The sequence below is a fragment of the Pseudomonas sp. UV AK001 genome (assembly GCF_046097675.1).
GTDB lineage: Bacteria > Pseudomonadota > Gammaproteobacteria > Pseudomonadales > Pseudomonadaceae > Aquipseudomonas > Aquipseudomonas kribbensis.
Window position 1 is genome coordinate 1 of the sequence record NZ_JBJUVZ010000014.1, and the last position, 22,769, is coordinate 22,769.

Below are 22,769 nucleotides of genomic sequence, written 5' to 3' on the forward strand. Positions count from 1 at the left end.
TTTTTGCCCGCGGCAGCGAACAAATTTGCACAGTTATTTTCGAATCAGAACACTAGAATAGACCCCATCTTTTTCGGAGCCAGAGCCCTTATGTCAGATTCGGTTGACGCCCCCGGGCTGTCAGATTTACCGCTGGATGACTTGGTGGCCTGCCATGAGTGCGATCTGCTGATGCGCAAGCCCAAGCTTGCCCACGGTGAGAAAGCGCTCTGTCCACGCTGCGGTTACGAACTGTATGCGCACCGCCATAACGTGGTGCAGCGCAGTCTTGCCCTGGTCATTGCCGCACTGTTGCTCTACGTGCCGGCGAACTTTTTACCGATCATGCAGCTCAATGTTCTCGGGCAATCGTCGCAGGACACTGTCTGGAGCGGCGTTGTCGGCCTGTTCAATACCGATATGCGTGGTGTTTCAGTCGTCGTATTCCTGTGCAGCATGGCGATCCCACTGCTGAAACTGCTGTGTCAGTTGATCGTGTTGCTGACCATCCGTTTCAACATCGGTCGTAGCTACGGCCTGTTGCTCTACCGCATTTATCACCACCTCAAAGACTGGGGCATGCTTGAGGTCTACCTCATGGGTGTTCTGGTGGCGATCGTCAAACTGGCGGACATGGCCGCCATCACCGTCGGTCTCGGTCTGGCATGTTTCATCGGTTTGTTATTGGTTCAGGTCTGGCTCGAAGTGGTGATGTCACCGCACCAGATCTGGCAGGCGTTATCAGGAGAAGATGCCCATGCGGGCGATTGATGCGGGCATTCTGATCTGTACCGAATGCCACGAACTGAACAAGCAGGATGCCGACAGCGACGTACAGACCTGCACCCGATGCGGTGCGCTGGTTCACGCCCGACGGCCCAACAGCCTCGCGCGTACCTGGGCGCTGCTGATCACGGCCGCGATCGTCTACATTCCGGCCAACGTCCTGCCGATCATGACGGTCAGTTCGCTGGGTCAGGGTGATCCGAGCACCATCATGTCCGGGGTCATCCAGTTGGTGCAGCACGGCATGATTCCGATCGCTGCAGTGGTGTTCATCGCCAGTATTCTGGTGCCGACCTTCAAACTGGTGGGTATCGCGCTCCTGTTGTTTTCGGTACAGCGCCGTCAGCCGTTATCTGCGCGCCAGCGAATCTGGATGTACCGCTTCATCGAGTTCATCGGTCGCTGGTCGATGCTCGACATTTTCGTGATCGCCATTCTGGTGGCGGTCGTCAACTTCGGCCGGCTAGCCAGCGTCGAAGCCAATCTGGGCGCCATCGCCTTCGCCAGTGTGGTGATTCTGACGATGCTCGCCGCTGTCACTTTCGATCCCCGACTGATTTGGGATAACACGGAGTCGGACGCCGACCATGACTGATTTGCCCGTAGCGAAAACCCGACCGGCTTCGAACTGGTCTGCCATTTGGGTACTGCCCCTGATTGCCCTGATCATCGGTGGCTGGCTGGGATGGCGTGCCTACAACGAAACCGGCATCGAGATTCAGGTGCGTTTCGAAAGCGGTGAAGGCATCCAGGCCAACAAGACCGAAGTGGTCTACAAAGGCATGCCGGTCGGCAAGGTAAAAGCCCTCAAGCTCGATGACGAGGGTGCTACCAAAGGCGTGATCGCCACCATCGAGATGAACAAGGATGTCGACCAATATCTGAAGACCAGCACCCGCTTCTGGCTGGTCAAACCGAGCGTAACCCTGGCGGGAATTACCGGCCTGGAAACCCTGGTGTCGGGCAACTATGTCGCGATCAGCCCGGGTGAGGGCGAGCCGACCCGCAAGTTCAAGGCCCTGGCCGAAGAGCCGCCGCTGTCGGACTCCAAACCCGGTCTGCACCTGACAATCAAGGCTGATCGCCTGGGTTCGCTGAACCGTGGCAGCCCGGTGTTCTACAAGCAGATCAAGGTCGGCCAGATCAAGAGTTACGTGCTGTCGGAAGACCAGAGCACGGTCGAACTCAAGGTGTTCATCGAGCCGACCTACGCAAAACTCGTGCGCAAACACACGCGTTTCTGGAACGCCAGCGGCATCAGCATCGACGCCAACCTGTCCGGAGTGAAAGTGCGCAGCGAGTCGCTGGCCAGTATTGTCGCCGGCGGTATTGCCTTCGCCACCCCGGAGAATCGCAAGGACAGCCCGCCCACCGATCCGAGTCTGCCATTCCGCTTGTACGAAGACTTCGATGCCGCCGCGGCGGGTATCCGCGTGAAGGTCAAACTCAGCGATTTCGAAGGTCTGCAGGCCGGGCGCACCCCGGTGATGTACAAGGGCATTCAGGTCGGTAACCTCAAAGCCCTGAAAATAGATCCGGATCTGTCCAGCGCCACCGCCGAACTGACCCTCGATCCATTGGCCGAAGAATATCTGGTCACCGGCACCCAGTTCTGGGTGGTCAAACCATCGATTTCCCTGGCCGGCATCACCGGTCTGGAAGCACTGGTCAAAGGTAACTACATCGCGGTTCGTCCGGGCGACAAGGGCGGTGCGCCGCAACGCGAGTTCGAGGCCCGGCCGAAAGCCCCGCCGCTGGATCTGAAGGCACCGGGCCTGCACCTGGTGCTGTTCACCGACAGCCTCGGTTCGATCGAGGTCGGCAGTCCGATTCTCTACAAACAGGTCAAGGTCGGCTCGGTGCAGAGTTATCAGTTCTCCAAGACCCGAAAGCAACTGGTAATCGGCGTCCACATCGAGAAGGAATACGAAAACCTGGTCAATGCCTCGACCCGGTTCTGGAACGTCAGCGGCATCACACTGACCGGCGGTCTGACTGGCGGGATACAGGTCAAGAGCGAGTCCTTGCAGACCTTGATGGCCGGCGGCATCGCCTTCGAAACGCCGCAAGCCAAGGCGCCATTGCAGAAGCGGATTCCGCGCTTCCGTCTGTTCGCCAATCATGATGACGCGAATCAGAAAGGCGAGGTGGTGACCATCAAGGTCGATCGCGCCGACGGCCTGCGCAGCGGCACGCCGGTTCGCTTCAAGGGCCTGGATGTCGGCAAGATCGAAAGCGTCGACCTGACCGATGATCTGCAATCGGTAATCCTCACCGCGCGCATCACCGAAGTGCCGGAGAAGATTGCCCGGGTCGGCAGTCAGTTCTGGGTGGTCAAGCCGGAGCTGGGGCTGATCAAGACCTCGAACCTGGAAACCCTGGTCACGGGGCAGTACATCGAAGTCCAGCCGGCGGCGAAGAGCCTCGGCCCGCAGAAGAACTTCGTGGCCTTGGCCAATCCGCCGGAAGTGAGCAAACAAGAGGCCGGCCTCAGCCTGGTATTGAGCGCTGCCCGTCGTGGTTCGTTGAAACCTGGCGTGCCGGTGACCTATCGCGAAATCACGGTGGGTAAAGTCACTGGTTACGAACTGGGTCAAACCGCCGACCGCGTACTGGTGCACATCCTGATCGAACCGAAGTATGCGCCGCTGGTTCGCAGTGGCAGCCGCTTCTGGAACACCAGCGGTGTCGGCTTCGATATCGGTTTGTTCAATGGCCTGACCGTACGCACCGAGTCTCTTGAAACGGCGATTCAGGGCGGTATCGCCTTCGCCACACCGGACGGTGAGCGGATGGGCAACCCGGCCCGCGCCGAGCAGACCTTCCCGCTGTTCGACAAGTTCGAAGACGAGTGGCTGACCTGGGCGCCGAAAATTCCCCTCGGCAAATAATCCCGCCCAACGAAAAGGGCCGCGATCCAATGGATCGCGGCCCTTTTTTGTGCCCGTCAGCTACGCATCAAACCGCATCCAGCTCCGGTTCATCCGCTTCGACATTGATTGTGGCTTTCACCACATCGTGGCGACGGATGTATTTCCAGTCCGCCTCGTCGATGTAGATGCCGGCCGGGCCGCTGCCACCTTCCAGGTCGATGGCGACACTGGCACAGACCTGCGGCTTCACGCTCGCCAGAATCGGCACGAAGCCCAATTGCAGGCTGGTTTCCAGCAACGCCGCCTGGTTCCTTTCGTCGATGTCCGCCGCCTCGTCGAGGTAATACGGCAGGCGCACACGCCCGGCCAGATCGCGGTCCATCAAGTGCAGCAACAAATACATGTTGGTCAGCGCCTTGATGGTCATCGTGGTGCCGTTGGACGCCGCGCCATCGATGTCGGTGTGGATAACCGGCTGACCGTTGACCTTGGTGATCTCGAACGCCAGTTCGAACAAGTCCTTGAGGCCGAGCTGGTTGTGGTTCGCCGCCACCAGCCGTGCCAGATATTCCTTGGCCTCTTCGTTCTTGTTGTCCTGCTCGGCGCTCTGGCTCAGGTCGAACACCGAAAGGGTTTCGCCTTCTTCGTACTGCCCGGCGCTGTGGATGATCTGGTCGATGTGCTTGAGCGCTTCCTTGTTCGGTGCAAGCACGATGCGGAAACTCTGCAGGTTGGACACCTGACGCTTGTTGATCTCGCGGTTGAACAACGCCAGTTGGTGCTCGAGGCTGTCGTAGTCGCTGCGGATGTTGCGCAGGGTTCGCGCGATATCGGTGACCGCCGCGCGACGGGCCTTGCCCAGGGTCAGAGCTTCGTCGGTGCGATGCGCATAAGCGTTGATCAGCAGCGACAGGCGTCGCTCCATGTCGTCTTCACTGTCGAACTTGGCCACGCCCTTGAGGCGTACCTGTGCGTACAGCGCTTCGATCTGACCATCGGCACGCAGCAGGCCTTGCCAGCTGTCCTGATAGTCGTTGAGCAGCGGCAGCAGGTTGTCCATGGAATCGTCGACCGGATCCATGAACGGCGTACCGAACGGCAGATCCGCCGGCAGCAGCTGACGGCGACGCAGGGCGTCGTCGAGGGTGCGCTGTTTGGCTTCCATGTCCGCGATCTGCCGGCCGACCAGTTGCAGCTTGGCCGACAGTTGCTGGACGCGCTCGGTGAACGCATCGCTGGAGCGCTTGAGTTCGTCCTGCGCGGCTTCCATCTGCGCCAGTTGCTCGAGCTTGTCGCCTTCTTCGGCGCTCAGGGTCTGGGTACGACGGAAATCTTCCAGCGCTTTCTGAGCATCCAGAACCTGCTGGTACAGCGCTTCGGTCTGGGTCTTGCTCGCGGCGCGGTCGGCGGCCACGGCTTGTTGGGTTTTCAGTTGCTTGAGTTCTTTTTCCAGACGCTCTTTCTGATCGCGCAGCGCGGCACGGTCAGCCAGCGCTTGCAGGGCCGGCGGCTCGATGTGCGAGATGTCGATCGACAGGCCCGGCACTTCGAAACGTTCGCCCTTGAAGCCGTCGAGGATCAACTCGACCGATTTCACCCATTCGCCATCCTCGTCGAGGGTGATGCCGTGCTCACCCAGCGGCAGGCTGAACAGCGCGCTGTTGAACAGACGCATCAGACGCTCGACGTCCTGTTGCGAGAACTCTTCGCGCAGGCGGGCGTAGCTGTTGTTGTCGGCGTGATCGAGTTGCTGCTTCACCGACTTCAGGCGTTTTTCCAGATCCCGCAGACGTTCTTCGAGATCCTCGGCACTGAACTGACGGGACTGCGCCAGCGCACCGGCGAGCTCGTCGTGAGCGTCCTTGGCCGCCAGCAGTTGCTGCTCCAGGACTTTGACATCATCGATCAGTGCAAAGCGGTTCTTCAGCACCGACAGCTCACCCAGCCAGCGCTGGATGCCGGAGATTTCCCGCTCCAGGCGCATCAGCTCCTGAGTGCCGCCGCGCTGGTCGTTCTGCAGGTCGTCCTGCTCGCGACGGTAGTGCTCGGCCTGAATGGTCAGCTCTTCCTTGCGCGCAGTGGCGTAGTCCGACCATGTACCGAGCAACGAGTCGAGCAGCGGCGACAGGCGATGCAGCTTGCCGCGCAGCACGTCGCGCTGTTTCACGCCGTTGGCCAAGGCTTCGACCAGCGGGCCGGCGGCCACCAGCGAGTTGTAGTCCTGTTCCATGCGACGCACATCGCGGAAGGCTTCTTCGCACGCCGCGATGTAGTCGACGCTGCCGGAACGCAGGCTGTGTTCGAAGGCATCGAGGAACAGCTGCTTGAGCTTGGCGGCGGTGATTTCGCGCATGTGCAGCAGGTTGATGAACAGTGCGCGGAACGTCTTCAGGCTCTGCTCGCTGGTGGAGCGCAGCGGAATCAGGGTCAGATCCAGCGGGATCGATGTATGACCACCCACCAGCAAACGACGCAGCTCATCAGGTTTGAGCTCGTAGGCTTTCAGGCCTTCTTTTTCAAGGTTGCTGAACAGCTCTTTCTGACGCAGGCAGGTGTCGTTTTTCTGGTAGTGGGCCAGATCGAGCTTGCCGGCGTAGGCAAAGAACTGGTGACCGAAACCACCGCCCGGGCCGCGACCGACCACGCCGATCACGTGCGGGCCATGAGGCAGGTTCACTTCGACGAGGATGTAGCTGGTGTCGGAGGCAAAGTAGAAACGCCGGGATTGTTCCAGGCTGTATTTGCCGAAACTCATGTCCGACATGCGTGCCAGGATCGGGAACTGCAAGGCGTTGATCGAGGCGGATTTACCGAGGTTGTTCGCGCCGTAAACCGACAGCGGCTCTTCCAGCGGGAACAGGCCGAGGCTGTAGCCGGCAGTGTTCAAAAGGGCAAAGCGGCGGATGCCGTAGCGTTCCTGGCTCATGCGTCGGACTCCTGTTCTTCGGCAATGGCGCGGGCCAGTGCGTCTTCTTCGCTTTCTTCTTCAAACTCGGTCAGGTCTAGTGGATCGTCGGTTTCCAGCAGCCTGGCCTCGGCTTCCTCGTCGATCAACACCGGTGCCGGCAGCGGCAGCACGCTGTGGACGCTGGCCGCCAGATCCCGGTCCTGCTGCACCGACAGGCACACGTCGAGAAAGCGGTGCATCGGCGGCAGGAAACGGTAAACACCGTTTTCTTCGCCGGCGAAGCCGAGCTGGGTCATGCGGCGCATGATCTTCTCTTCCAGCTCATCAACGGTCTGCACTTCGGCCTGGATGAACAGGTCGCGGTACTTTTCCAGCAGCGATGGCAGTTCGTCACGGCCGAGGCTGCCGCCGTCCAGCACGGCGATCGGGTCGCGGCCCTGGTCGGCCAGGTGCTCGACAAGGATGAAGGTGAACAGCGCCAGACGCTGGGCGGTCTTGTTCACCGCCGCAGCAGCCATGTCCGGTACGAAGTAGTAGAAACCACGGGTATCGCAGACCAGTTCGAAGCCCAGGGCCTTGAACAGCGTGCGGAACTGGTCCTGGAAGTTCGACAGCTGCGCATACAACTCAGGGTCGCGGCGGCTGACGTGGTAGCCCTTGAACAGTTCGCGGAAGATCGGCGCCAGTTGAGACAGTTCGGAGAGATCAAGATGCATGTGGAGTGCTCGCAGAATCCTCGGCGGCGGGGTCGCGGGCCGAGAGCAGGGCGAAGGAGCGCAGGCTGACCTGGTGCTCGTGAGTGTGGTATTCGCGGCGTTCCAGACGCTCGCGCTTGAAGCGTTTTTCCCGCGACAGGCGCGAGAACCAGTAAAGCAATTCGTCGGTGGCGCCGTCCGGTTCCTGCTCCAGCAGCCAGGTCATCAGATCCGGCATCGGCAGGGACTCTTCGCAGCGGTCGACCATTTCGCGCACGGTGCGCGGTGCGCGCGGAGCATCGCCCGTCTTTTGCGACTTGTGCGCCTTGGGGAAGCGCGCCGGTTTCGGCTCGAAACGGGCCAGGGCGTAGACGTAGGCTTCGACCTGACTGGCGCTGCCGAGGAAGGTGCTTTGCGGCCGGGTGAACAGCGGCATCGCGGCTTGCGGTACGGCGTCGATGCCTTTGCGGCGGATCGCGGCAAGGGCGAGGGCGGCGCCACGGGTCACGGCGTTGTGTCGACGCGCTTCTTCACGCAGCGGCAGCAGCAGCTCGCGGGCGTGACGCAGGGTCAACTGGGCGCTGGTCTGCATCTCGAGGATGCGCGCGTGGGTGCGTAGCAGCATGTCGTCATCGACCAGATGGCCGAGGCGCTGTTGTTCGCTGAGCATCTTCAACAGCACGGTTTCGACCTTGCGCACGCCTTGTTCGAAGGCGCCGTCGGCGTTCACCAGATCGATCATCGGCTCGACGTATTCGTCCCAGGTCGCCAGTACTTCGGCGTAACGCTGACGCAGGGGGATCTGCCGGTCGCTGGTCTTGGCCCGTTCGGCCACCGCCACCAGCGCCTGCTCGTCGTTGTCGAGTTTCTTCAGAACGTCGCGCACTCGCATGTCGAGCAGGCGCAACTGACGGGCCAGGTCATTGCCGTCGCGGATGTCGAACGCATCCTGAATATAGCCGGCCAGACGCTCGAGGTGACGCAGGTAGGCTTCGATTTCCAGGCACAGGCCCAGACGGTGCTCCCGGCGCAGGTAGGCGAGGAAGTCGTGGATTTGCGCGTTGAGTTCGAAACGGTTCGGGCTTTTCGCCACGGGGACCAGAATGTCGAGGCGAATCCACACGTCGAGCAGGCTGGTGATGTCCTGCGGCGTGCTTTCCAGTTGTTGGGCGGCCAGTTGCGTGCGCAGTTCGTTGAGGCTCAGGGTGCCCTGGTCGAAGTGCTCGCACAGTGGCTCCAGAAGTGCCCAGTGTTCAGCGAGGGCGCGCAAGACGCGCTTGGGTTCGATCATCGGAATGGCCGGCTGGTTGGCGATTAAAAGCCGCGATTGTACTGCATCACGCGGGATGCGATTCACTCTCGGGACGGGCTGTCGCTTTTCTTTGCGTCAAGGTATCGGTCAAGACTATCGATCAACAGCGGGCGATCTTGAGCGAAGGGCGGTAGAATCAGCGCACTTCAGTTATCCACAAGTGGCCGACCCTTGCTAATCGAGTCCCGCCGCCGCGCCTATTTGAACGCCATGCAGGTGGTCAACTGGCTGCCGCGCACCGAATTGCCCTTCGCCGCACCGTCGCGGCCCGAGCTGCTGGAGCCTCTGGCGCCAGAGCCCGAGGTTCTGCTGCCCGTAGCGCCGGCCCCCGAGGCAGGTGTGCCTGTGCAGCCAGCCGCGCGCGTGGTGGAACGGCCGAAGATCGAGGTCCCGCGACCGACGCCCGCCAGCGGCCGTCCTGCCGCCAAACCGGTGGAGGAAGCCGAAGAAGCGCCAGTGGTCGCGCGGCCCGCGCCGGTGCCGCCACCGCGTTTCGCCCTGCAATTGCTGCGCGCCGGTCGTTGCCTGTTGCTGGTGGAGTTACCCACGGGCGAATCGTTCCAGAGCCGGGATCCGGCCTATCTGCTGCTCAAGGACATGCTGCGGGCCGCCGGTCTGCCGGATGCGCCGCAGATCGTCGGCGATCCGGTGCGTTGGCCACTGCTGGTGCGCGGCACCATGGATCAGGGGCCGGATGCGGCCCGGGATTTCGTCCAGGGTTTCCTTTCGGTGCAAATGGAGACGTCGCCGTGCGCCTGTCTGTGGCTGATCGGCCTGCCGGCGGTGCGCTTCGCCGGTGAGAAGGACGCCGAAGCGTTCAACAGTGAATTGCAGATCGAGGGTCTTGGCCTGGCCTGGGCCGTGCCGGGACTGGAATTGTTGATGGAGGAGCCACAGCGCAAAGCCGCCGTGTGGCAAGCCATGCGTCGGCTGATGGCGCGCTGGAAAGAATCGAATGAGTGATGCGGTAACCTTCCGTCCGATGGTCGAAGCCGATCTGGACGCTGTGCTGAAAATTGAATTCGCGGCCTATAGCCATCCCTGGACCCGCGGGATTTTTCTCGACGGGCTGGGCAAATACCAGATCTGGCTGATGTTCGAAGGCGAGCAGCAGGTCGGCCACGGGGTGGTGCAGATCATTCTGGATGAAGCGCACCTGCTCAACATCACGGTAAAACCGGAGAACCAGGGGCGCGGCCTTGGGCTGACATTGCTTGAATACCTGATGTCCCGTGCCTATGCGGCCGATGCCCGGGAGTGTTTCCTGGAAGTGCGCGACAGCAACACAGCGGCGTTCCGCCTGTATGAGCGCTACGGTTTCAACGAAATCGGCCGTCGTCGCGATTACTACCCGGCGGTGGGCGGGCGTGAAGACGCTGTGGTCATGGCCTGCACTTTGGTGGACTGATCGCCGGCAGAAGCTGCCTCAGGTTGAGGCAGCTTCTAACGAACATTTCAGCGTTTGCCATCCATCGGATCACGTCGCGCCATTTCCGCTTCATCCAGCCCGTCTCCGCCGCCAATGTCGTCCTCATCGACAATGCTCAAATCCCAATCCGCCTGATTGCCTGACCCCAACTCATCGGCATCACGGGCGCCGTCTTCGCGGATCAAAGTTTCCGGGCTCAGGTCATCGTCGGTCGGCTCATGATCGGCCACTGAAGCGCCGGTCAGACCCGCCTCCCGTACCCGCTCACGGGGCATTCGTTGCTCACGCTCACGTTCCGGTAGTTCATCGCCGATCTTTGCGCTGGGCTGTTCGTCGTCGAAATCCAGCTCATGCACCGATCCCATGCGGTCTTCGTTATCATCGATGGGCTCCGGCTGCACCGCGTCGAAGGGACGTCGTGAATCAGTCATGGCAAATCCTCATACTGTGGGCCTTACTCAGGTGGACTCACCCGGCACACGAGAAATTCCAACGAAATCACTTGCGATCCTTTCGTGACCCCGACGGACGGTTGTCTGTCATAGCAGCGCATCTTTCTTGAGGCCTTACAGCATGCATGACTTACAAGACCTGATTGATAACAACGAGCGTTGGGCTGACGCGATCACCAAGGAAGACCCGGATTTCTTCGCCAAACTGGCTCGACAGCAAACGCCTGAATACCTGTGGATCGGTTGCTCCGACGCGCGGGTTCCGGCCAACGAAATCGTCGGCATGCTGCCGGGCGATCTGTTCGTTCACCGCAATGTGGCCAACGTGGTGCTGCACACCGACCTCAACTGCCTGTCGGTGATCCAGTACGCCGTGGACGTGCTCAAGGTCAAACACATTCTGGTGACCGGCCACTACGGTTGCGGCGGTGTGCGGGCGTCGATGCAGGATCGTCAGTTCGGCCTGATCGATGGCTGGCTGCGGTCGATTCGCGATCTGTATTACGAAAAGCGCGAAGAACTGGCCAAGCTGCCGACTGAAGAAGAGCAGGTCGATCGCCTGTGCGAGCTCAACGTGATCCAGCAAGTGGCCAACGTCGCTCACACCAGCATCATCCAGAACGCCTGGCATCGCGGGCAGAGCCTGTCGATCCACGGTTGCATCTACGGCATCAAGGATGGCCGCTGGAAAAGTCTGAACACGACCATCAGCGGTTTCGAGCAACTGCCACCGCAATACCGCTTGCGGCCGGTCGGCGCACCGTAACCTGCAAGTCAGCGCATGCCTTGTCGCAGCCAGCTCTTCAAGTAGCGCTGGCCTTCAAGGCTGGGTGATTCGTCGTAACCGGTGATCCAGCCGCGACAATGAGCAGACCCGCAACCGCAGGCAAACTGCCTGAGCAGTTTGTCCTCGGTGGCGGTGTAATCCATGGTCAGTCGCTCGCCCGGCTGAATGTCTCGCACGGCCCAGAGCCATAATTCACTCATGTCGATGAACACGTTCGGGTCGCAGGAGTGCTCGAGCAACCCGCAGAAGCGTGGATCGTAAATATGGATGCCGGCCTGTAATTGCCGGGTCTGGCGGCAGCGGTAAGGCAACAATTGACCCGAGACCCTGCACATGCGGGTGATGCGCAGAAATTCCCGGCGCGCGACGACTGCACAGGGCGTTCCCAGGGCGTCGTGCATCACTTCGAAGTCGGCACGGGAAGGGAATCCGAGACGGACGGGAAGCCCCATGAACGGGTAAATCCCCTCTGTATCGCGGGGCGTTGGATGGCGAAGGACTTGAGTATTCATAACGATCCCTGTCGAAAAGATGCTGCGACTTCAACAGGGCAGTTTCCATTCGGCCCGGCAACACAGTATTGGATCCAATATCTCGTATATGAAACTACAGATCTACTGTCACATCTGACAGGGGCGGAAGACGCTTTTCCGCGTCAGCCTGAGCTGACACGGAAAAGCCACTCTTGCGTCAAATATGCGGAGCAGGCACTGCAGCGTCCGGCATAGGGCTCTGGAGCTCTTGCAACTGGGCCTTGATCGGCGTGGTGGCGCACTTGGCGGCGGCCTGTTCGGCGGTCAGGTTGCGGATCGAGGTGTAGAACAACTCGCAGGTCTTGACCTTCTGCGTCACTTGCCAGGTCTGGGTGCAACTGTTCAGCAGGGTTTTCGGGTCGGTGCCCGGCTTGCTGCCCATGCCGGCCTGCCAGCAGGCGGCGCTCAAGTCCTGGCCCATCACTTTCAGCCCCGCCGCGTCAGCCTTGGCCTGGGCGTCGTCACCGGTGTAGCTCTTGGGATCGGCGGCGTACCAGATGTAGCTCGGGTGGTTGGAACCCAGTACCGGCACGCTCACCCCGGCGCTCGGAGTGATGGTTGCAAGGCCCAGTACGTTCACGGTCGGCCCGTATTGCTGCTTGATCCAGTTACGCACCGGTGCACCGAAGGCCACCATCGGCAGGGCAGCACCGCTGGCGCTGACGCTGACCTGTTTGACCATGGTGGTCTGGTAGTCCTTGAAATAATCGTAGACGCCTTCAAGGTCACTGCCGGCGCTGGCGGGGGCGGCAATCGGCGCGATGTCGACGATGGTCTGGTAACCCGGTGTCTGGTCGGCCGGAATGCCGTTGTCGGTCAGCAGTGCGGCCCAGCGGCCGGTGGTGTTGGAGCGCAGGTAGTCCTGGGCCTGGGTCAGCGAGTAATCCGGCGGGAAGTGCAGCAGTTCGACGCTTTTACGGTTTTCCAGGGCCATGCCCAGCGGCAGGAACAGATACCAGCTGTACGCCCATTTACCATCGGCGTTGAGCTTGCTGGCGCCGGTGTAGGCCAGGTCCCCGGCATCCAGCAGCGCAGTCAGCGGCTTGTCGTAGCCTTTCGGCACGCCGCTGATCTCGGCGTAGATCTGCCCGTTGTCATTCTTCACCAGCACCTTGGCACCGGTATAACCATCGCGTTGCACGCTCTGGCTCAGGTAATGGGCGACGGTCTGCTCAAGCGTCCAGTTGCGAAAGCAGATCACGCTGCAATTGTTGGGATAAGCGAAGAGGCGGGTGACGCGTTCGGTGCTGCCCAGTTTCAGGTCGACATCGGCGTGGGCGGCTGCGCTCAATGTGAGCGCAGCGAGGGTGAGTCCTGCGAGTTTGAACATGCTCAGATCCTTTTCAGCGTGGGTTCCCCGTTGCTCGGGTGGGCCACATATTGGATCAGCCGGGTGATGGCGAGAAGCCGTCAGCCACAGTTTTTTGGGCCGTATCGCAGGACTCGTCCTCAGGCCTTGAAATGCAGGGCGTTGGTCAAATCGCCCATGGGTTTCTGGCCCCGGCCGGTCATCGCATCGTCACGCTGCTTGATCCCCGCCAGGGTCTCCAGCTGGAAGACGCGGGTGATCAGGCGCAGGATCGAAGCGGTGTCATAGACCGTGTGATCCACAGTGCCCTTGCGGGCGAACGGCGACACCACCAGCGCCGGCACCCGCGACCCCGGCCCCCAGCGATCGCCCTTGGGCGGTGCGACGTGGTCCCACCAGCCGCCGTTTTCATCGACTGTCACGATCACCACCATGTTTTTCCATTGCGGACTTTCCCGCAGCACTTTCAGCGCGCGGACGATGTGCCGATCACCGGAAGCCACATCGGCGTAACCGGCGTGCATGTTCAGGTTGCCCTGGGGCTTGTAGAAACTCACGGCCGGCAACTTGCCTGCCTCGGCGTCCGCGAAGAACTTGTTGGTACTCGACTCATCGCCCAGACCGGCGTCGCGCAGGCGTTTGTTGCGCTCTTCGGGGTGCTCCGGGCCTTGTTGCTGGAAGTAGTTGAACGGCTGATGGTGATACTGGAAGTTGGGGATTTTCGGGATGCCGCCGGAATCCTTGAACTGATCCAGCGTCGCCTGCCAGGCGCCGGCGTACCACGCCCAGTCGATGTTCTTCTTCGACAGCTTGTCGCCAATGTGCTCGTGGGTCTGCGGCACCATGACGTTCGGCAGATCGGCCTTGGAATACGCCGGACGCTCCGGGTCGCGAATCCAGGTCGGCCAGTAGGGCGGGGCGAGGGTGTTGACCCCGTAACCGTCCGGGGTCAGCGCGCTCGGGCCGAACTGCGGCGGGCCGGTCATGGCGCTGGCCGGGGACTGATCCAGCGGCTTGAGGCGCGGGTCGGCCGGGTCATCGCTTTGCAGCGCGGCGATCTGGCTCTTGGCGACGGAGCTGGCGACATTCGGGTAGAACGGCGCGGTAGCGCTGATCAGATACTGGTGGTTGAGGAACGAACCGCCGAAGGCACCCTGGAAGAAGTTGTCGCACAGCACGAATTCCTGGGCCACGTCCCACAGGCGCAGGGAATAGCGACTCTGGGCATAGTGACCCATGGTCAGGCCGCCGGAATCGGCCCAGGCAACGAAGCCGTCATTCTTGCCGCCGTTGATCTGCATCTGATTCTGATAGAACACGTGCCAAAGGTCGCGGGTTACCAGGCCAAGTGGCAGGTCCTCGGCATTCGGGCCTTTCAGAGCGAAAGGCGCGTTGGGCAGGTTTTCCTGAAACTGCATGGCGTTGGGATAGGTCACGCCATCAAGCGTTTGCGGGCCGATCTGCAATACACCGCCCCACGCCGGTGGCAGGGTCTGCAGCAGACTGCCGTCGCGGTCGCGCTGCTGGTATTCCTCAGGCTTGAGGGCGGACAGCGGCTTCTCGACACCGGGGAAATCACCGAACAGGTTATTGAAGCTGCGGTTCTCGGCGTAGATCACCACAACGGTCTTCACCTGATCGCGCAGGGCCTTGTCCAGCTCGGCGGGCGAGAGCGGACGCTCCTCGGGTTTGCCCGGTTGATCAGCGGCATTCCCGCACCCCGCCAGCGTGGCGCCCACACCCAGGACGGCGACACCACCGAGAAAACGGCGGCGGCTGGTATCGGTGGGATTGTCGGAGTCTGGCGAGGAGGGATCTTTGCCGTCGGTGTCGTCGTTCATGTAGAAGTCCGTTTATGCTTAATTGTTTCAGTATGTTTCGGGCGGACGCTAGCAAGGGAATGTGACGGTTGGGTTACGGTTCGGCGCTGATGCAATGCAAGTTGGGAGTGAGCCGGCTCACCCCCGCAGATTTTCCTGTTGCTCAATCGGTCACAGTAGACGCAACGCAAGCTCGCTGCCGGCGCGCAAGTATTCGACTTGGGCCGTCACCGCGTCTTTGACGATCGCTTCGCCAGTGTCGGTCAGCCTGGCTTTCTTGGCATCGATAACGGAGGTCTGCAGCAATTGCATCGCCACATCCATCGCTTTCTGGAAAGCCGTCAGATTGTTGTTCTGACCAAACTCACGGGTAACGGCCTCCATACGCAGGTCCGCAGTGTCGCGTAGCGTGCTGTACTCGACCACGGAAACGCTGCCGTCCTGATAAATTTCACGGATCAGCTCTTCCAGCGTTTTGGATATCGGTGTCATCGGTTCTTCCTTGGACAAGGGGTTATTGATCCGAGACAAACTAAACGAAGTCGGCGATTGGCAAAGTCAGCACTGTCCCACGTGATGTGTGGGACAGTGCAACGGACTTTGTAAGAAGAGGATCCCTATGGCGCAGGACGGCTTCAATCGCTACGGCATCACCGGCGGCGTATACGCCAATGTCGTCCCCAGCGCCCACAGCAACAGCAGCACCAGCGGTGTGTGCACCAGCAGTTGCACGAACGAGAAGCCGATCAGGTCCCGCGCCTTCAACCCCAGCACGCCCAGCAAAGGCAGCATGTAGAACGGGTTGATCAGGTTCGGCAGGGCTTCGGCGGCGTTGTAGATCTGCACGGCCCAGCCGAGGTGGTACTTCAGATCGGTGGCCACCTGCATCACGTACGGCGCCTCGATGATCCACTTGCCGCCCCCGGACGGAATGAAGAAGCCGAGAATCGCCGAGTACACGCCCATCAGCAGCGCATAGGTGTCGTGGGAAGCGATGCTGACGAAAAAGGTCGAGATGTGGTGGGCCAGGGTCTGGGCATCGGTGCCCTTGACCGTGGTCATCAGCGCAGCGATCGAGCCATACAGCGGAAACTGGATCAGCACGCCGGTGGTGGTCGGCACCGCTCGCGCCACCGCATCGAGGAAGCTGCGCGGGCGCCAGTGCAGCAACGCGCCGAGCATGATGAACAGAAAGTTGTAAGTGTTAAGCCCGGAAATCGCGGTGATCGCCGGTTTGGTCGAGAACTCGTGGAACAGCCATCCGGCCGCCAGCAGCACTAGCACGATGATCAGCAGCGGGCTGTGTTCCAGCCATTCGCCTGGGCGGGTGCGCGGTTGCAGCGGCGGCAGGTTGAAGGCCGGGTCGATGCCACAGGCCTTGGCATCACGCGCCGAGTTCGGGCCGGGCGCGGTGGCGTAGGCGATGATGATCGAGATCACCACCAGCGCCAGCAGCATCACGCCCGACTGCCAGAGGAAAATCGTCTGAGTGAATGGAATCACCCCGGTAATCGACAGGATCGACGGCGGCAGGCTGGCGGGGTTGGCCTGCAACTGCGCGGCGGACGATGACAGACCCAGTGCCCACACGGCACCAAGCCCCAGATAAGCAGCGGCGCCGGCGGCGCGGTAATCCATTTTCAGATCGGTGCGGCGGGCGAGGGCGCGCACCAGCAGACCGCCGAATACCAGCGACAGGCCCCAGTTCAGCAACGATGCGACCATCGAGATCAGCGCGACCCAGGCTACGGCGGAGCGGCCGTTCTTCGGGATTCGCGCCAGGCGATCGATCAGCTTTACGGCGGGCGGCGAGCTGGCCACCACGTAACCGCCAATCACCACGAAGGCCATCTGCATGGTGAAGGGGATCAGGCTCCAGAAGCCGTCGCCGAAGGCCATGGCGGCGTCGGTGGGTTTGGCGCCCATGGCCAGGGTGGCCAGGGCCACGATGATCACGGCGAGCGCGGCGAATACCCAGGAGTCGGGAAACCAGCGTTCGGCAAAACTGGAGCAGCGCAAGGCAAAGCGCGCAGAGCGGCTATCTTCGATATCAACGGCCACGGGAGTACCTCGGATTTTTATGTTTATTGTGGTCTTCGGGGCTTGGCCGGCCCGTCTGGACAGGTGCCAACAGTAAATCAACCGGCGGATTTTTGTGACCGTGTTTCACTGAATCAGACTATGGTCTAACGGGTTGTCGATCGGCCCGTTTGCGTAGACCATGGGCGCCTTGGTTTTTTGCCTGCCAGAGTTCTTTGCCATGACTGCCCATTCCACTGCCCGACCGGCGCCGTTCAGCCGTTCCGACTACAAGACCCTCGGCCTCGCGGCCCTGGGCGGGGCGCTGGAGATCTACGATTTCATCATTTTCGTGTTCTTCGCCCTGACCCTCAGCCAGTTGTTCTTCCCGCCGGAAATGCCCGAGTGGCTGCGTCTGCTGCAAAGCTTCGGGATCTTCGTCACCGGCTATCTGGCGCGGCCGCTGGGCGGGATCCTGATGGCGCATTTCGCCGACCGGCTGGGGCGCAAGAAAGTCTTCAGCCTGAGCATCCTGATGATGGCGCTGCCGTGCCTGCTGATCGGGATCATGCCGACCTACGCCCAGATCGGCTATTTCGCACCGTTGTTGCTGCTGGCGCTGCGCATCCTGCAAGGCGCGGCGGTCGGCGGTGAAGTGCCGAGCGCCTGGGTCTTTGTGGCCGAGCACGCGCCGGTCGCGCATCGCGGTTATGCACTGGGCTTTCTTCAGGCCGGGCTGACCTTCGGTTACCTGATCGGCGCATTGACTGCGACGTTTCTCGCACAGGTGTTTACCCCGGCGGAAATCCTCGATTACGCCTGGCGTTATCCGTTCCTGCTCGGCGGAGTGTTCGGCGTGATCGGCGTGTACCTGCGCCGCTGGTTGAGCGAAACCCCGGTGTTCATGGCCATGGAAGCGCAGCGTGAGGCGCGGGTCGAACTGCCGTTGCGCACAGTCTTGCGCGAGCATCGTCTGGCGATGCTGCCGGCCATGCTGCTGACGTGCGTACTGACTTCGGCGGTGGTGGTGTTTGTGGTCATTACCCCGACCATGATGCAGAAGACCTTTGGCATGACCGCCGGCCATACCTTTGCATTGAGTGCGTTGGGCATCGTGTTCCTGAACATCGGCTGCGTGATTGCCGGGTTGCTGGTCGATCGCCTCGGTGCCTGGCGCACGGTGATGCTTTATAGCCTGCTGCTGCCATTGGGCATCGGCGTGCTTTACAGCTGTTTGATCATGGGCGGCGATTGGGTAGGGCTGGCATACGCCATCGCCGGCCTGGCCTGCGGTGTGGTCGGCGCCGTGCCTTCGGTGATGGTCGGTCTTTTCCCGGCGCGTATCCGGGTCTCCGGCATCTCCTTCACCTACAACATTGCCTACGCCGCATGGGCAAGCATCACACCGCTGCTGCTGATCGGTCTGATGCCATGGAGCCCATGGATTTGTGTGATGTTCTGCGCGGTGATGGGCGCGGTCGGCATCGTCAGCGCGGCGTACTTCGGTGTGCGCATGCCCGGGGGCGGGCGCCGTTCGGTGGCGCCCTGTTCCTGAGGGCTGGTTGATGGCCTCGGCGCAAACTCGCGCGGCCGTCACGTCAACCAGTGCCACCACAGCAAGGTCCCCGCCAGACCCACCACCGAGACGATGGTTTGCAGGACCGACCAGACCCAGATCGTCTGTTTCAGTTGCAGGCCGAAGTACTCGCGAACCATCCAGAAGCCGGCGTCGTTCACGTGACAGAAGAACACGGAGCCGGCGCCAATCGCCAGCGCCACCAGAGAACTTTGCGTCGCGGCAAGGCCCGCCATCATCGGCGCCAGAATCCCCGCCGTCGTCGTGGTGGCCACGGTCGCCGAGCCTGTGGCCTGACGCAGCGCCACGGCAATCAGCCAGGCCAGCAGCAGATAAGGCATGTGCGCGCCCTCGGCGACTTTGCTGATGGTCTGGCTGACGCCGGCATCCAGCAAGGTCTGCTTCAAGCCGCCACCGGCACCGATGGTCAGCAACAGCACGGCAATCGGCGCCAGGCTTTTGCGCAGGGTGCCGCCGACGTGTTCACGCGGCATGCCGTTGGCCCAGCCGAGGCAGATCACCGCCGCCATGACGGCAATGCCCAACGCCACCAAAGGTTCTCCGAGAAACTTCAGGGTCAGGGCGATGCCGCTTTCCGGGCTCATCGCGACTTTCGCCAGCGTGCTGCCGAGCATCAGCAACACCGGCAACAGAATGATCAGCAGCGACATGCCGAAGCTCGGCTGGCGCGGCGCTTTCGGCGGGGCGCTGAACAGCGCGCCAAGTTCTGCCGGCTCATCGACGTGCATGCGTTTCGACAGCCAGTTGCCGTAGATCGGTCCGGCCAGGATCACCGCCGGGATGGCGATGCTGAAGCCCAGCAACATGGTCAGCCCAAGGTCGGCATGCAATGCGCTGACCGCGATCAACGGTCCGGGATGCGGCGGCATCAGGGCATGCAGCGTGGTCATGCCGGCCAGCGCCGGAATCGCGATTTTCAACAGCGGCTGACCGGAGCGGCGGGCCATGACGAAGATGATTGGCACCATCATCACCAGCCCCACTTCGAAGAACAGCGGCAGGCCGATCACCATCGCCACCAGCGCCATGACCCATGGCAGGGACTTGCCTTTGCCCAGCCCGAGCAAGGTCGACGCAATGCGGTCGGCCGCGCCGGACTCGGCCATCAGCGCGCCAAGCATCGAGCCCAGCGCGATGATGATCCCTGCCTCGCCGAGAATCGCCCCGGCACCTTTGCTGAACGCCTTGGCCACGTCCTCGGGCGGTAAACCCGCGCCGACGCCGGCAATGAACGTACCGATCAGGATCGATAGAAAGGGCGGTAGCTTGCTGGCGCTGATCAACACGATAATCGTCGCAATCGCCAGCAGGCAGCAAAGAATCAGGCGGGTGTCGTGAACCATCCAGGCAGCGGTCGATAAATCCAAAACGGGACTCCTTATCGGGCGGATAGCGGCAACATATTGTTGCAATTTGACTTGAGAATACCTGATGTGGCCGGGCCAGAGCGCCGGGTTTTGTATCCGTTCTGCGACGACGGATAAGACCAATGGCCAATTGAGATTATTTTTGACTGACCGGTCTCGATCGCTCTTCAGAAAAGATTACCAAGGCCGATGGTTAAGGCTGCAACCCCGCTTTTCATCCAGTCCATCGGTGCTTTCCCATGTTCAACAAACGCCTCAAGCAAGAGCTGGCGGCTCTTCGTGAAGAACTCTCCAGCCTTCTGCAAGTGAAGGAGAGCCTGGAAAGCGAGATGCTGGTGCTGACCCTTGAGCCCGACGGGCGGATTCAATCGGTCAACCAGAACTTCCTCAATGAAATGCTCTACAAGAGCCACGACCTGATCGGCCGCGCCATCGAAGACATCGTGCCGGCCCATGTGAAGTCCGACGAATTTCATCACCGCTTTCGGGCCGCACTGAGCCGGGGCGAGCACTTCGCCGGCGCCGTGCGCCTGTCACGCGGTAATGGCGAAGAGGCGTGGTTGCGTTCCATCGTCCAGCCGATTCGCTCTTCGGATGGCCGGATCAAGCATTTCTCGATTTTCTCCAGCGACCTGACCCGCACCATCGAAGCCTCTCGCGAACACGAGAACCTGATCGGCGCACTGGTGCGTTCGACGGCGGTGATCGAGTTCGACCTCAACGGTAATGTGCTGAGCGCCAACGACCGCTTCCTTCAGGGCATGGGTTACAGCCTGGCGCAGATCAAGGGCAAACATCACCGCATGTTCTGTGATTCGGGCGAGGCCAACAGCGCCGAGTACCAGAATTTCTGGCGCCGCCTGAACAACGGTGAGTTCGTCGCCGGTCGCTTCAAACGGATCGACGCCCATGGTCGCGAAGTCTGGCTGGAGGCGTCCTACAACCCGGTGCTCGACGCCAACGAAAAACTCTACAAAGTCGTGAAGTTCGCTACGGTGATCACCGATCAGGTCAATCAGGAGCAAGCCGTCGCCGAGGCCGCCAACATTGCCTACAGCACGTCCCTGCAGACCGACAGCACTGCCCAGCGCGGGACCCGTGTAGTCACCGAAGCGGTCAATGTGATGCGCGACCTGTCGCGGCACATGCAGACCGCCGGCGAAGGCATCGAGGCGCTGAACGAGCAATCGCAGGTGATTGGCACCATCGTCAAGACCATCAGCGGCATTGCCGAGCAGACCAACCTGCTGGCGCTCAACGCCGCCATTGAAGCCGCCCGTGCAGGCGAGCAGGGCCGTGGTTTTGCGGTGGTGGCCGACGAAGTGCGGCAACTCGCCTCGCGCACCAGCCAGGCCACCGAGGAAATCGTCGGCGTGGTGCGTCAGAACCAGGACATGGCGCGCAACGCCGTGGCGCTGATGACCGACGGCAAGCTTCAGGCCGAGCAAGGGCTGGCGCTGGCGGCGGAGGCGGGCACAGTGATCGTCGAGATCCAGGATGGCGCGCAGAAAGTGGTGGACGCGGTCGGCCAGTTCGCCAACCAGCTATCCAACTGATGTTTGTCAGGCGAAGGGATTGTCCATGGCAATCCCTTCGCTGTTTTTATCCCGCTACAATCGGCTCTTTTTCCCGGAGCAGATCCCATGAGCGAGTCCTTCCGCCGCCCGGTTCCCCTGAACAAAGCCTACCGTTTGCTCAATCACGGGCCGACCGTGCTGGTCAGCGCCGCTCACGACGGGCAGCGCAACATCATGGCTGCGGCCTGGGCCATGCCGCTGGATTTCGAGCCGCCGAAAGTCGCGGTGGTGCTGGATAAGTCCACCTGGACCCGACAACTGCTCGAGGCCTCGGGCACCTTTGTCCTCAACGTTCCTTGCGTTAATCAGGCTGACATCGTGCAGACCGTTGGCTCGACTTCTGGCCTGGAAATCAATCGTGAACAAGGGCAGGACAAGTTCCAGGCGTATGGCTTGCAGACCTTCGCCGGCGAGCAGGTCGAGGCACCGATGCTCGACGGTTGTGTAGCGTGGCTCGAATGCCGGCTGCTGCCGGAGCCGCGCAATCACGAGCAGTACGATCTGTTCCTGGCAGAGGTGATTGCGGCGCAGGCTGATTCGCGGGTGTTCAGCGATGGGCGTTGGCATTTTGAAGGGCATGACGGCTTGCGCACTTTGCACCATGTGGCCGGTGGGAATTTTCTGAAAATCGGAGATCCGGTGGTTGGTAAGAATCTGAACGTTTGACGGCTTATTAATGTTTTGCAGCAATTAATTATTGTTATTCGATAATTTTAGTCGCTAGTGTGGCGCTCACATTCATTCTTGTGAGGCTTTCCGATGACCACCAAAGGGCTCGTGCAATTCAGTCGGCGCATGGCGACGATAACGTTGATCCTCATTGGCGTGATGCTGCTGCTCAATGCAGTCATATGGGTTTACCCACCGTTGGCGGAAAAGGAAGGCTGGGGGCTGGGGTTTGCGCTGACCGAGCGCCAACTGTCTCAAATGGCTGACACCGCAACACTGTTCCCGTGGTGGCAGAAGCTGGGTGGGATGGTGCTGTCGAGTATTCCCCTGCTGGCGCTGGCGTCTGGCTTGAACCATTTACGCCTGCTGTTTCAGAGCTATGGGCGGGGGTGAGTATTTCGCCCGTGAAACGGCCGGTCATCTGGGCAAGGTCGGGCGAGCCGTGGCGGTCTGGGTGCTGCTGGATTTCCTCTGCGAGCCAATGCTCAGCCTGTGGGTCACCCAGAATGCGCCGGTCGGTGAGCGCTTGTTCACCCTGAGTATCACCGCTCCTTCGTTCGTCGCGTTGTTCCTGGCCGCGTGTATCGCGGTGATTGCGCGGATCCTGTCGCAAGCGAGCGAAGTGGATCGGGAAAACCGAACGTTTATATGAGGTCG

At 61.2% G+C, this 22,769-nt stretch carries 18 protein-coding genes and 3 pseudogenes; 11 read left to right on the top strand and 10 right to left on the bottom strand.

The genetic code is table 11. The annotated features are described in order from the left end of the window. Nucleotides 1-90: 90 nt before the first annotated feature. Genes ACKLNA_RS27565 through ACKLNA_RS27575 form a run of 3 tightly spaced genes read left to right on the top strand, consistent with a single transcriptional unit; the run spans nucleotide 91 to nucleotide 3,656 of the window. Nucleotides 91-750, top strand: a complete 660-nt coding sequence (locus ACKLNA_RS27565; RefSeq protein WP_085709260.1) for a paraquat-inducible protein A — start codon at nucleotides 91-93, stop codon at nucleotides 748-750. Next, the gene (locus ACKLNA_RS27570) at nucleotides 737-1,360 is read left to right on the top strand and encodes a paraquat-inducible protein A (RefSeq protein ID WP_085709261.1); all 624 of its coding nucleotides are present in this window, start codon (nucleotides 737-739) and stop codon (nucleotides 1,358-1,360) included. Before ACKLNA_RS27565 ends, ACKLNA_RS27570 begins: the two co-directional genes overlap by 14 nt. Then, nucleotides 1,353-3,656: an intermembrane transport protein PqiB gene (locus ACKLNA_RS27575; protein ID WP_408987708.1), complete on the top strand. Its 2,304-nt coding sequence runs from the start codon at nucleotides 1,353-1,355 to the stop codon at nucleotides 3,654-3,656. Before ACKLNA_RS27570 ends, ACKLNA_RS27575 begins: the two co-directional genes overlap by 8 nt. Nucleotides 3,657-3,723: 67 nt before the next feature. Here the strand turns inward: ACKLNA_RS27575 and mksF are convergent, their stop codons facing one another. Genes mksF through mksB form a run of 3 tightly spaced genes read right to left on the bottom strand, consistent with a single transcriptional unit; the run spans nucleotide 3,724 to nucleotide 8,532 of the window. After that, on the bottom strand, nucleotides 3,724-6,564 hold the full coding sequence (gene mksF, locus ACKLNA_RS27580) for an Mks condensin complex protein MksF (protein WP_085709263.1): 2,841 nt from the start codon (nucleotides 6,562-6,564) through the stop codon (nucleotides 3,724-3,726). Then, nucleotides 6,561-7,262 (bottom strand): Mks condensin complex protein MksE, encoded by a 702-nt coding sequence (gene mksE / locus ACKLNA_RS27585; RefSeq protein WP_408987709.1) that lies wholly within the window; start codon nucleotides 7,260-7,262, stop codon nucleotides 6,561-6,563. The genes mksF and mksE overlap by 4 nt, the downstream gene beginning before the upstream one ends. Continuing rightward, nucleotides 7,252-8,532 carry an Mks condensin complex protein MksB gene (gene mksB / locus ACKLNA_RS27590; RefSeq protein WP_162803512.1) on the bottom strand — a complete coding sequence of 427 codons (1,281 nt, stop codon included), beginning with the start codon at nucleotides 8,530-8,532 and terminating at the stop codon, nucleotides 7,252-7,254. The genes mksE and mksB overlap by 11 nt, the downstream gene beginning before the upstream one ends. A gap of 231 nt (nucleotides 8,533-8,763) precedes the next feature. On the opposite strand from mksB, the gene ACKLNA_RS27595 reads away from it, so the two are divergent. Together ACKLNA_RS27595 and rimI are read left to right on the top strand one after the other, a co-directional pair. Beyond that, entirely contained in the window at nucleotides 8,764-9,516 is a 753-nt protein-coding gene (locus ACKLNA_RS27595) for an energy transducer TonB (protein WP_408987751.1), read from the top strand. Next, nucleotides 9,509-9,961 (top strand): ribosomal protein S18-alanine N-acetyltransferase, encoded by a 453-nt coding sequence (gene rimI, locus ACKLNA_RS27600; protein ID WP_085709267.1) that lies wholly within the window; start codon nucleotides 9,509-9,511, stop codon nucleotides 9,959-9,961. Before ACKLNA_RS27595 ends, rimI begins: the two co-directional genes overlap by 8 nt. Nucleotides 9,962-10,008: 47 nt before the next feature. Here the strand turns inward: rimI and ACKLNA_RS27605 are convergent, their stop codons facing one another. Continuing rightward, the gene (locus tag ACKLNA_RS27605; RefSeq protein WP_114885535.1) at nucleotides 10,009-10,413 is read right to left on the bottom strand and encodes a serine kinase/phosphatase; all 405 of its coding nucleotides are present in this window, start codon (nucleotides 10,411-10,413) and stop codon (nucleotides 10,009-10,011) included. Between the two features lie 142 nt (nucleotides 10,414-10,555). On the opposite strand from ACKLNA_RS27605, the gene can reads away from it, so the two are divergent. After that, complete coding sequence (gene can, locus ACKLNA_RS27610; protein WP_007951756.1) at nucleotides 10,556-11,200, top strand: carbonate dehydratase; 645 nt, start codon at nucleotides 10,556-10,558, stop codon at nucleotides 11,198-11,200. An 8-nt stretch (nucleotides 11,201-11,208) separates the two neighbouring features. On the opposite strand, the gene ACKLNA_RS27615 is transcribed toward can, so the two are convergent. The 5 genes from ACKLNA_RS27615 to ACKLNA_RS27635 form a co-directional block, all read right to left on the bottom strand. Continuing rightward, nucleotides 11,209-11,733, bottom strand: coding sequence for an SET domain-containing protein-lysine N-methyltransferase (locus ACKLNA_RS27615; protein ID WP_408987710.1), 525 nt, complete (start codon nucleotides 11,731-11,733; stop codon nucleotides 11,209-11,211). 178 nt (nucleotides 11,734-11,911) lie between these two features. Then, on the bottom strand, nucleotides 11,912-13,084 hold the full coding sequence (locus ACKLNA_RS27620; protein WP_408987711.1) for a hypothetical protein: 1,173 nt from the start codon (nucleotides 13,082-13,084) through the stop codon (nucleotides 11,912-11,914). Nucleotides 13,085-13,203: 119 nt separating this feature from the next. Next, nucleotides 13,204-14,904 carry an acid phosphatase gene (gene acpA, locus ACKLNA_RS27625; protein WP_408987712.1) on the bottom strand — a complete coding sequence of 567 codons (1,701 nt, stop codon included), beginning with the start codon at nucleotides 14,902-14,904 and terminating at the stop codon, nucleotides 13,204-13,206. Between the two features lie 150 nt (nucleotides 14,905-15,054). Then, nucleotides 15,055-15,375, bottom strand: coding sequence for a hypothetical protein (locus ACKLNA_RS27630; RefSeq protein WP_408987713.1), 321 nt, complete (start codon nucleotides 15,373-15,375; stop codon nucleotides 15,055-15,057). Between the two features lie 150 nt (nucleotides 15,376-15,525). Further along, on the bottom strand, nucleotides 15,526-16,944 hold the full coding sequence (locus ACKLNA_RS27635) for a short-chain fatty acid transporter (protein WP_085709272.1): 1,419 nt from the start codon (nucleotides 16,942-16,944) through the stop codon (nucleotides 15,526-15,528). A 199-nt stretch (nucleotides 16,945-17,143) separates the two neighbouring features. On the opposite strand from ACKLNA_RS27635, the gene ACKLNA_RS27640 reads away from it, so the two are divergent. Beyond that, nucleotides 17,144-18,457, top strand: a complete 1,314-nt coding sequence (locus tag ACKLNA_RS27640; RefSeq protein ID WP_408987714.1) for an MFS transporter — start codon at nucleotides 17,144-17,146, stop codon at nucleotides 18,455-18,457. 38 nt (nucleotides 18,458-18,495) lie between these two features. Here ACKLNA_RS27640 and ACKLNA_RS27645 read toward each other — a convergent pair whose 3' ends face one another. Continuing rightward, nucleotides 18,496-19,866 (bottom strand): gluconate:H+ symporter, encoded by a 1,371-nt coding sequence (locus tag ACKLNA_RS27645; protein WP_408987715.1) that lies wholly within the window; start codon nucleotides 19,864-19,866, stop codon nucleotides 18,496-18,498. A gap of 329 nt (nucleotides 19,867-20,195) precedes the next feature. Here ACKLNA_RS27645 and ACKLNA_RS27650 point away from each other — a divergent pair. From ACKLNA_RS27650 to ACKLNA_RS27665, 4 genes and pseudogenes are all read left to right on the top strand, one after another. Further along, nucleotides 20,196-20,882 (top strand): annotated as a pseudogene (locus ACKLNA_RS27650) (PAS domain-containing protein); the annotation flags it as partial. 108 nt (nucleotides 20,883-20,990) lie between these two features. Next, nucleotides 20,991-21,422: pseudogene (locus ACKLNA_RS27655) on the top strand (methyl-accepting chemotaxis protein); the annotation flags it as partial. Between the two features lie 87 nt (nucleotides 21,423-21,509). After that, nucleotides 21,510-22,109, top strand: a complete 600-nt coding sequence (locus ACKLNA_RS27660) for a flavin reductase family protein (RefSeq protein WP_408987716.1) — start codon at nucleotides 21,510-21,512, stop codon at nucleotides 22,107-22,109. Between the two features lie 93 nt (nucleotides 22,110-22,202). Beyond that, nucleotides 22,203-22,764, top strand: a pseudogene (locus ACKLNA_RS27665) (DUF2975 domain-containing protein). The last annotated feature ends 5 nt before the right edge of the window (nucleotides 22,765-22,769 follow it).

Bases quoted from the DNA above. Each gene is read 5' to 3' on its own strand.
- ACKLNA_RS27630 (WP_408987713.1), bottom strand. From the start codon at position 15,375: ATGACACCGATATCCAAAACGCTGGAAGAGCTGATCCGTGAAATTTAT.
- mksE (WP_408987709.1), bottom strand. From the start codon at position 7,262: ATGCATCTTGATCTCTCCGAACTGTCTCAACTGGCGCCGATCTTCCGC.
- ACKLNA_RS27595 (WP_408987751.1), top strand. From the start codon at position 8,764: ATGCAGGTGGTCAACTGGCTGCCGCGCACCGAATTGCCCTTCGCCGCA.
- can (WP_007951756.1), top strand. From the start codon at position 10,556: ATGCATGACTTACAAGACCTGATTGATAACAACGAGCGTTGGGCTGAC.
- ACKLNA_RS27570 (WP_085709261.1), top strand. From the start codon at position 737: ATGCGGGCGATTGATGCGGGCATTCTGATCTGTACCGAATGCCACGAA.
- mksB (WP_162803512.1), bottom strand. From the start codon at position 8,532: ATGATCGAACCCAAGCGCGTCTTGCGCGCCCTCGCTGAACACTGGGCA.
- rimI (WP_085709267.1), top strand. From the start codon at position 9,509: ATGAGTGATGCGGTAACCTTCCGTCCGATGGTCGAAGCCGATCTGGAC.
- ACKLNA_RS27615 (WP_408987710.1), bottom strand. From the start codon at position 11,733: ATGAATACTCAAGTCCTTCGCCATCCAACGCCCCGCGATACAGAGGGG.
- ACKLNA_RS27660 (WP_408987716.1), top strand. From the start codon at position 21,510: ATGAGCGAGTCCTTCCGCCGCCCGGTTCCCCTGAACAAAGCCTACCGT.
- acpA (WP_408987712.1), bottom strand. From the start codon at position 14,904: ATGAACGACGACACCGACGGCAAAGATCCCTCCTCGCCAGACTCCGAC.
- ACKLNA_RS27565 (WP_085709260.1), top strand. From the start codon at position 91: ATGTCAGATTCGGTTGACGCCCCCGGGCTGTCAGATTTACCGCTGGAT.
- ACKLNA_RS27620 (WP_408987711.1), bottom strand. From the start codon at position 13,084: ATGTTCAAACTCGCAGGACTCACCCTCGCTGCGCTCACATTGAGCGCA.
- ACKLNA_RS27640 (WP_408987714.1), top strand. From the start codon at position 17,144: ATGACTGCCCATTCCACTGCCCGACCGGCGCCGTTCAGCCGTTCCGAC.
- mksF (WP_085709263.1), bottom strand. From the start codon at position 6,564: ATGAGCCAGGAACGCTACGGCATCCGCCGCTTTGCCCTTTTGAACACT.
- ACKLNA_RS27605 (WP_114885535.1), bottom strand. From the start codon at position 10,413: ATGACTGATTCACGACGTCCCTTCGACGCGGTGCAGCCGGAGCCCATC.
- ACKLNA_RS27575 (WP_408987708.1), top strand. From the start codon at position 1,353: ATGACTGATTTGCCCGTAGCGAAAACCCGACCGGCTTCGAACTGGTCT.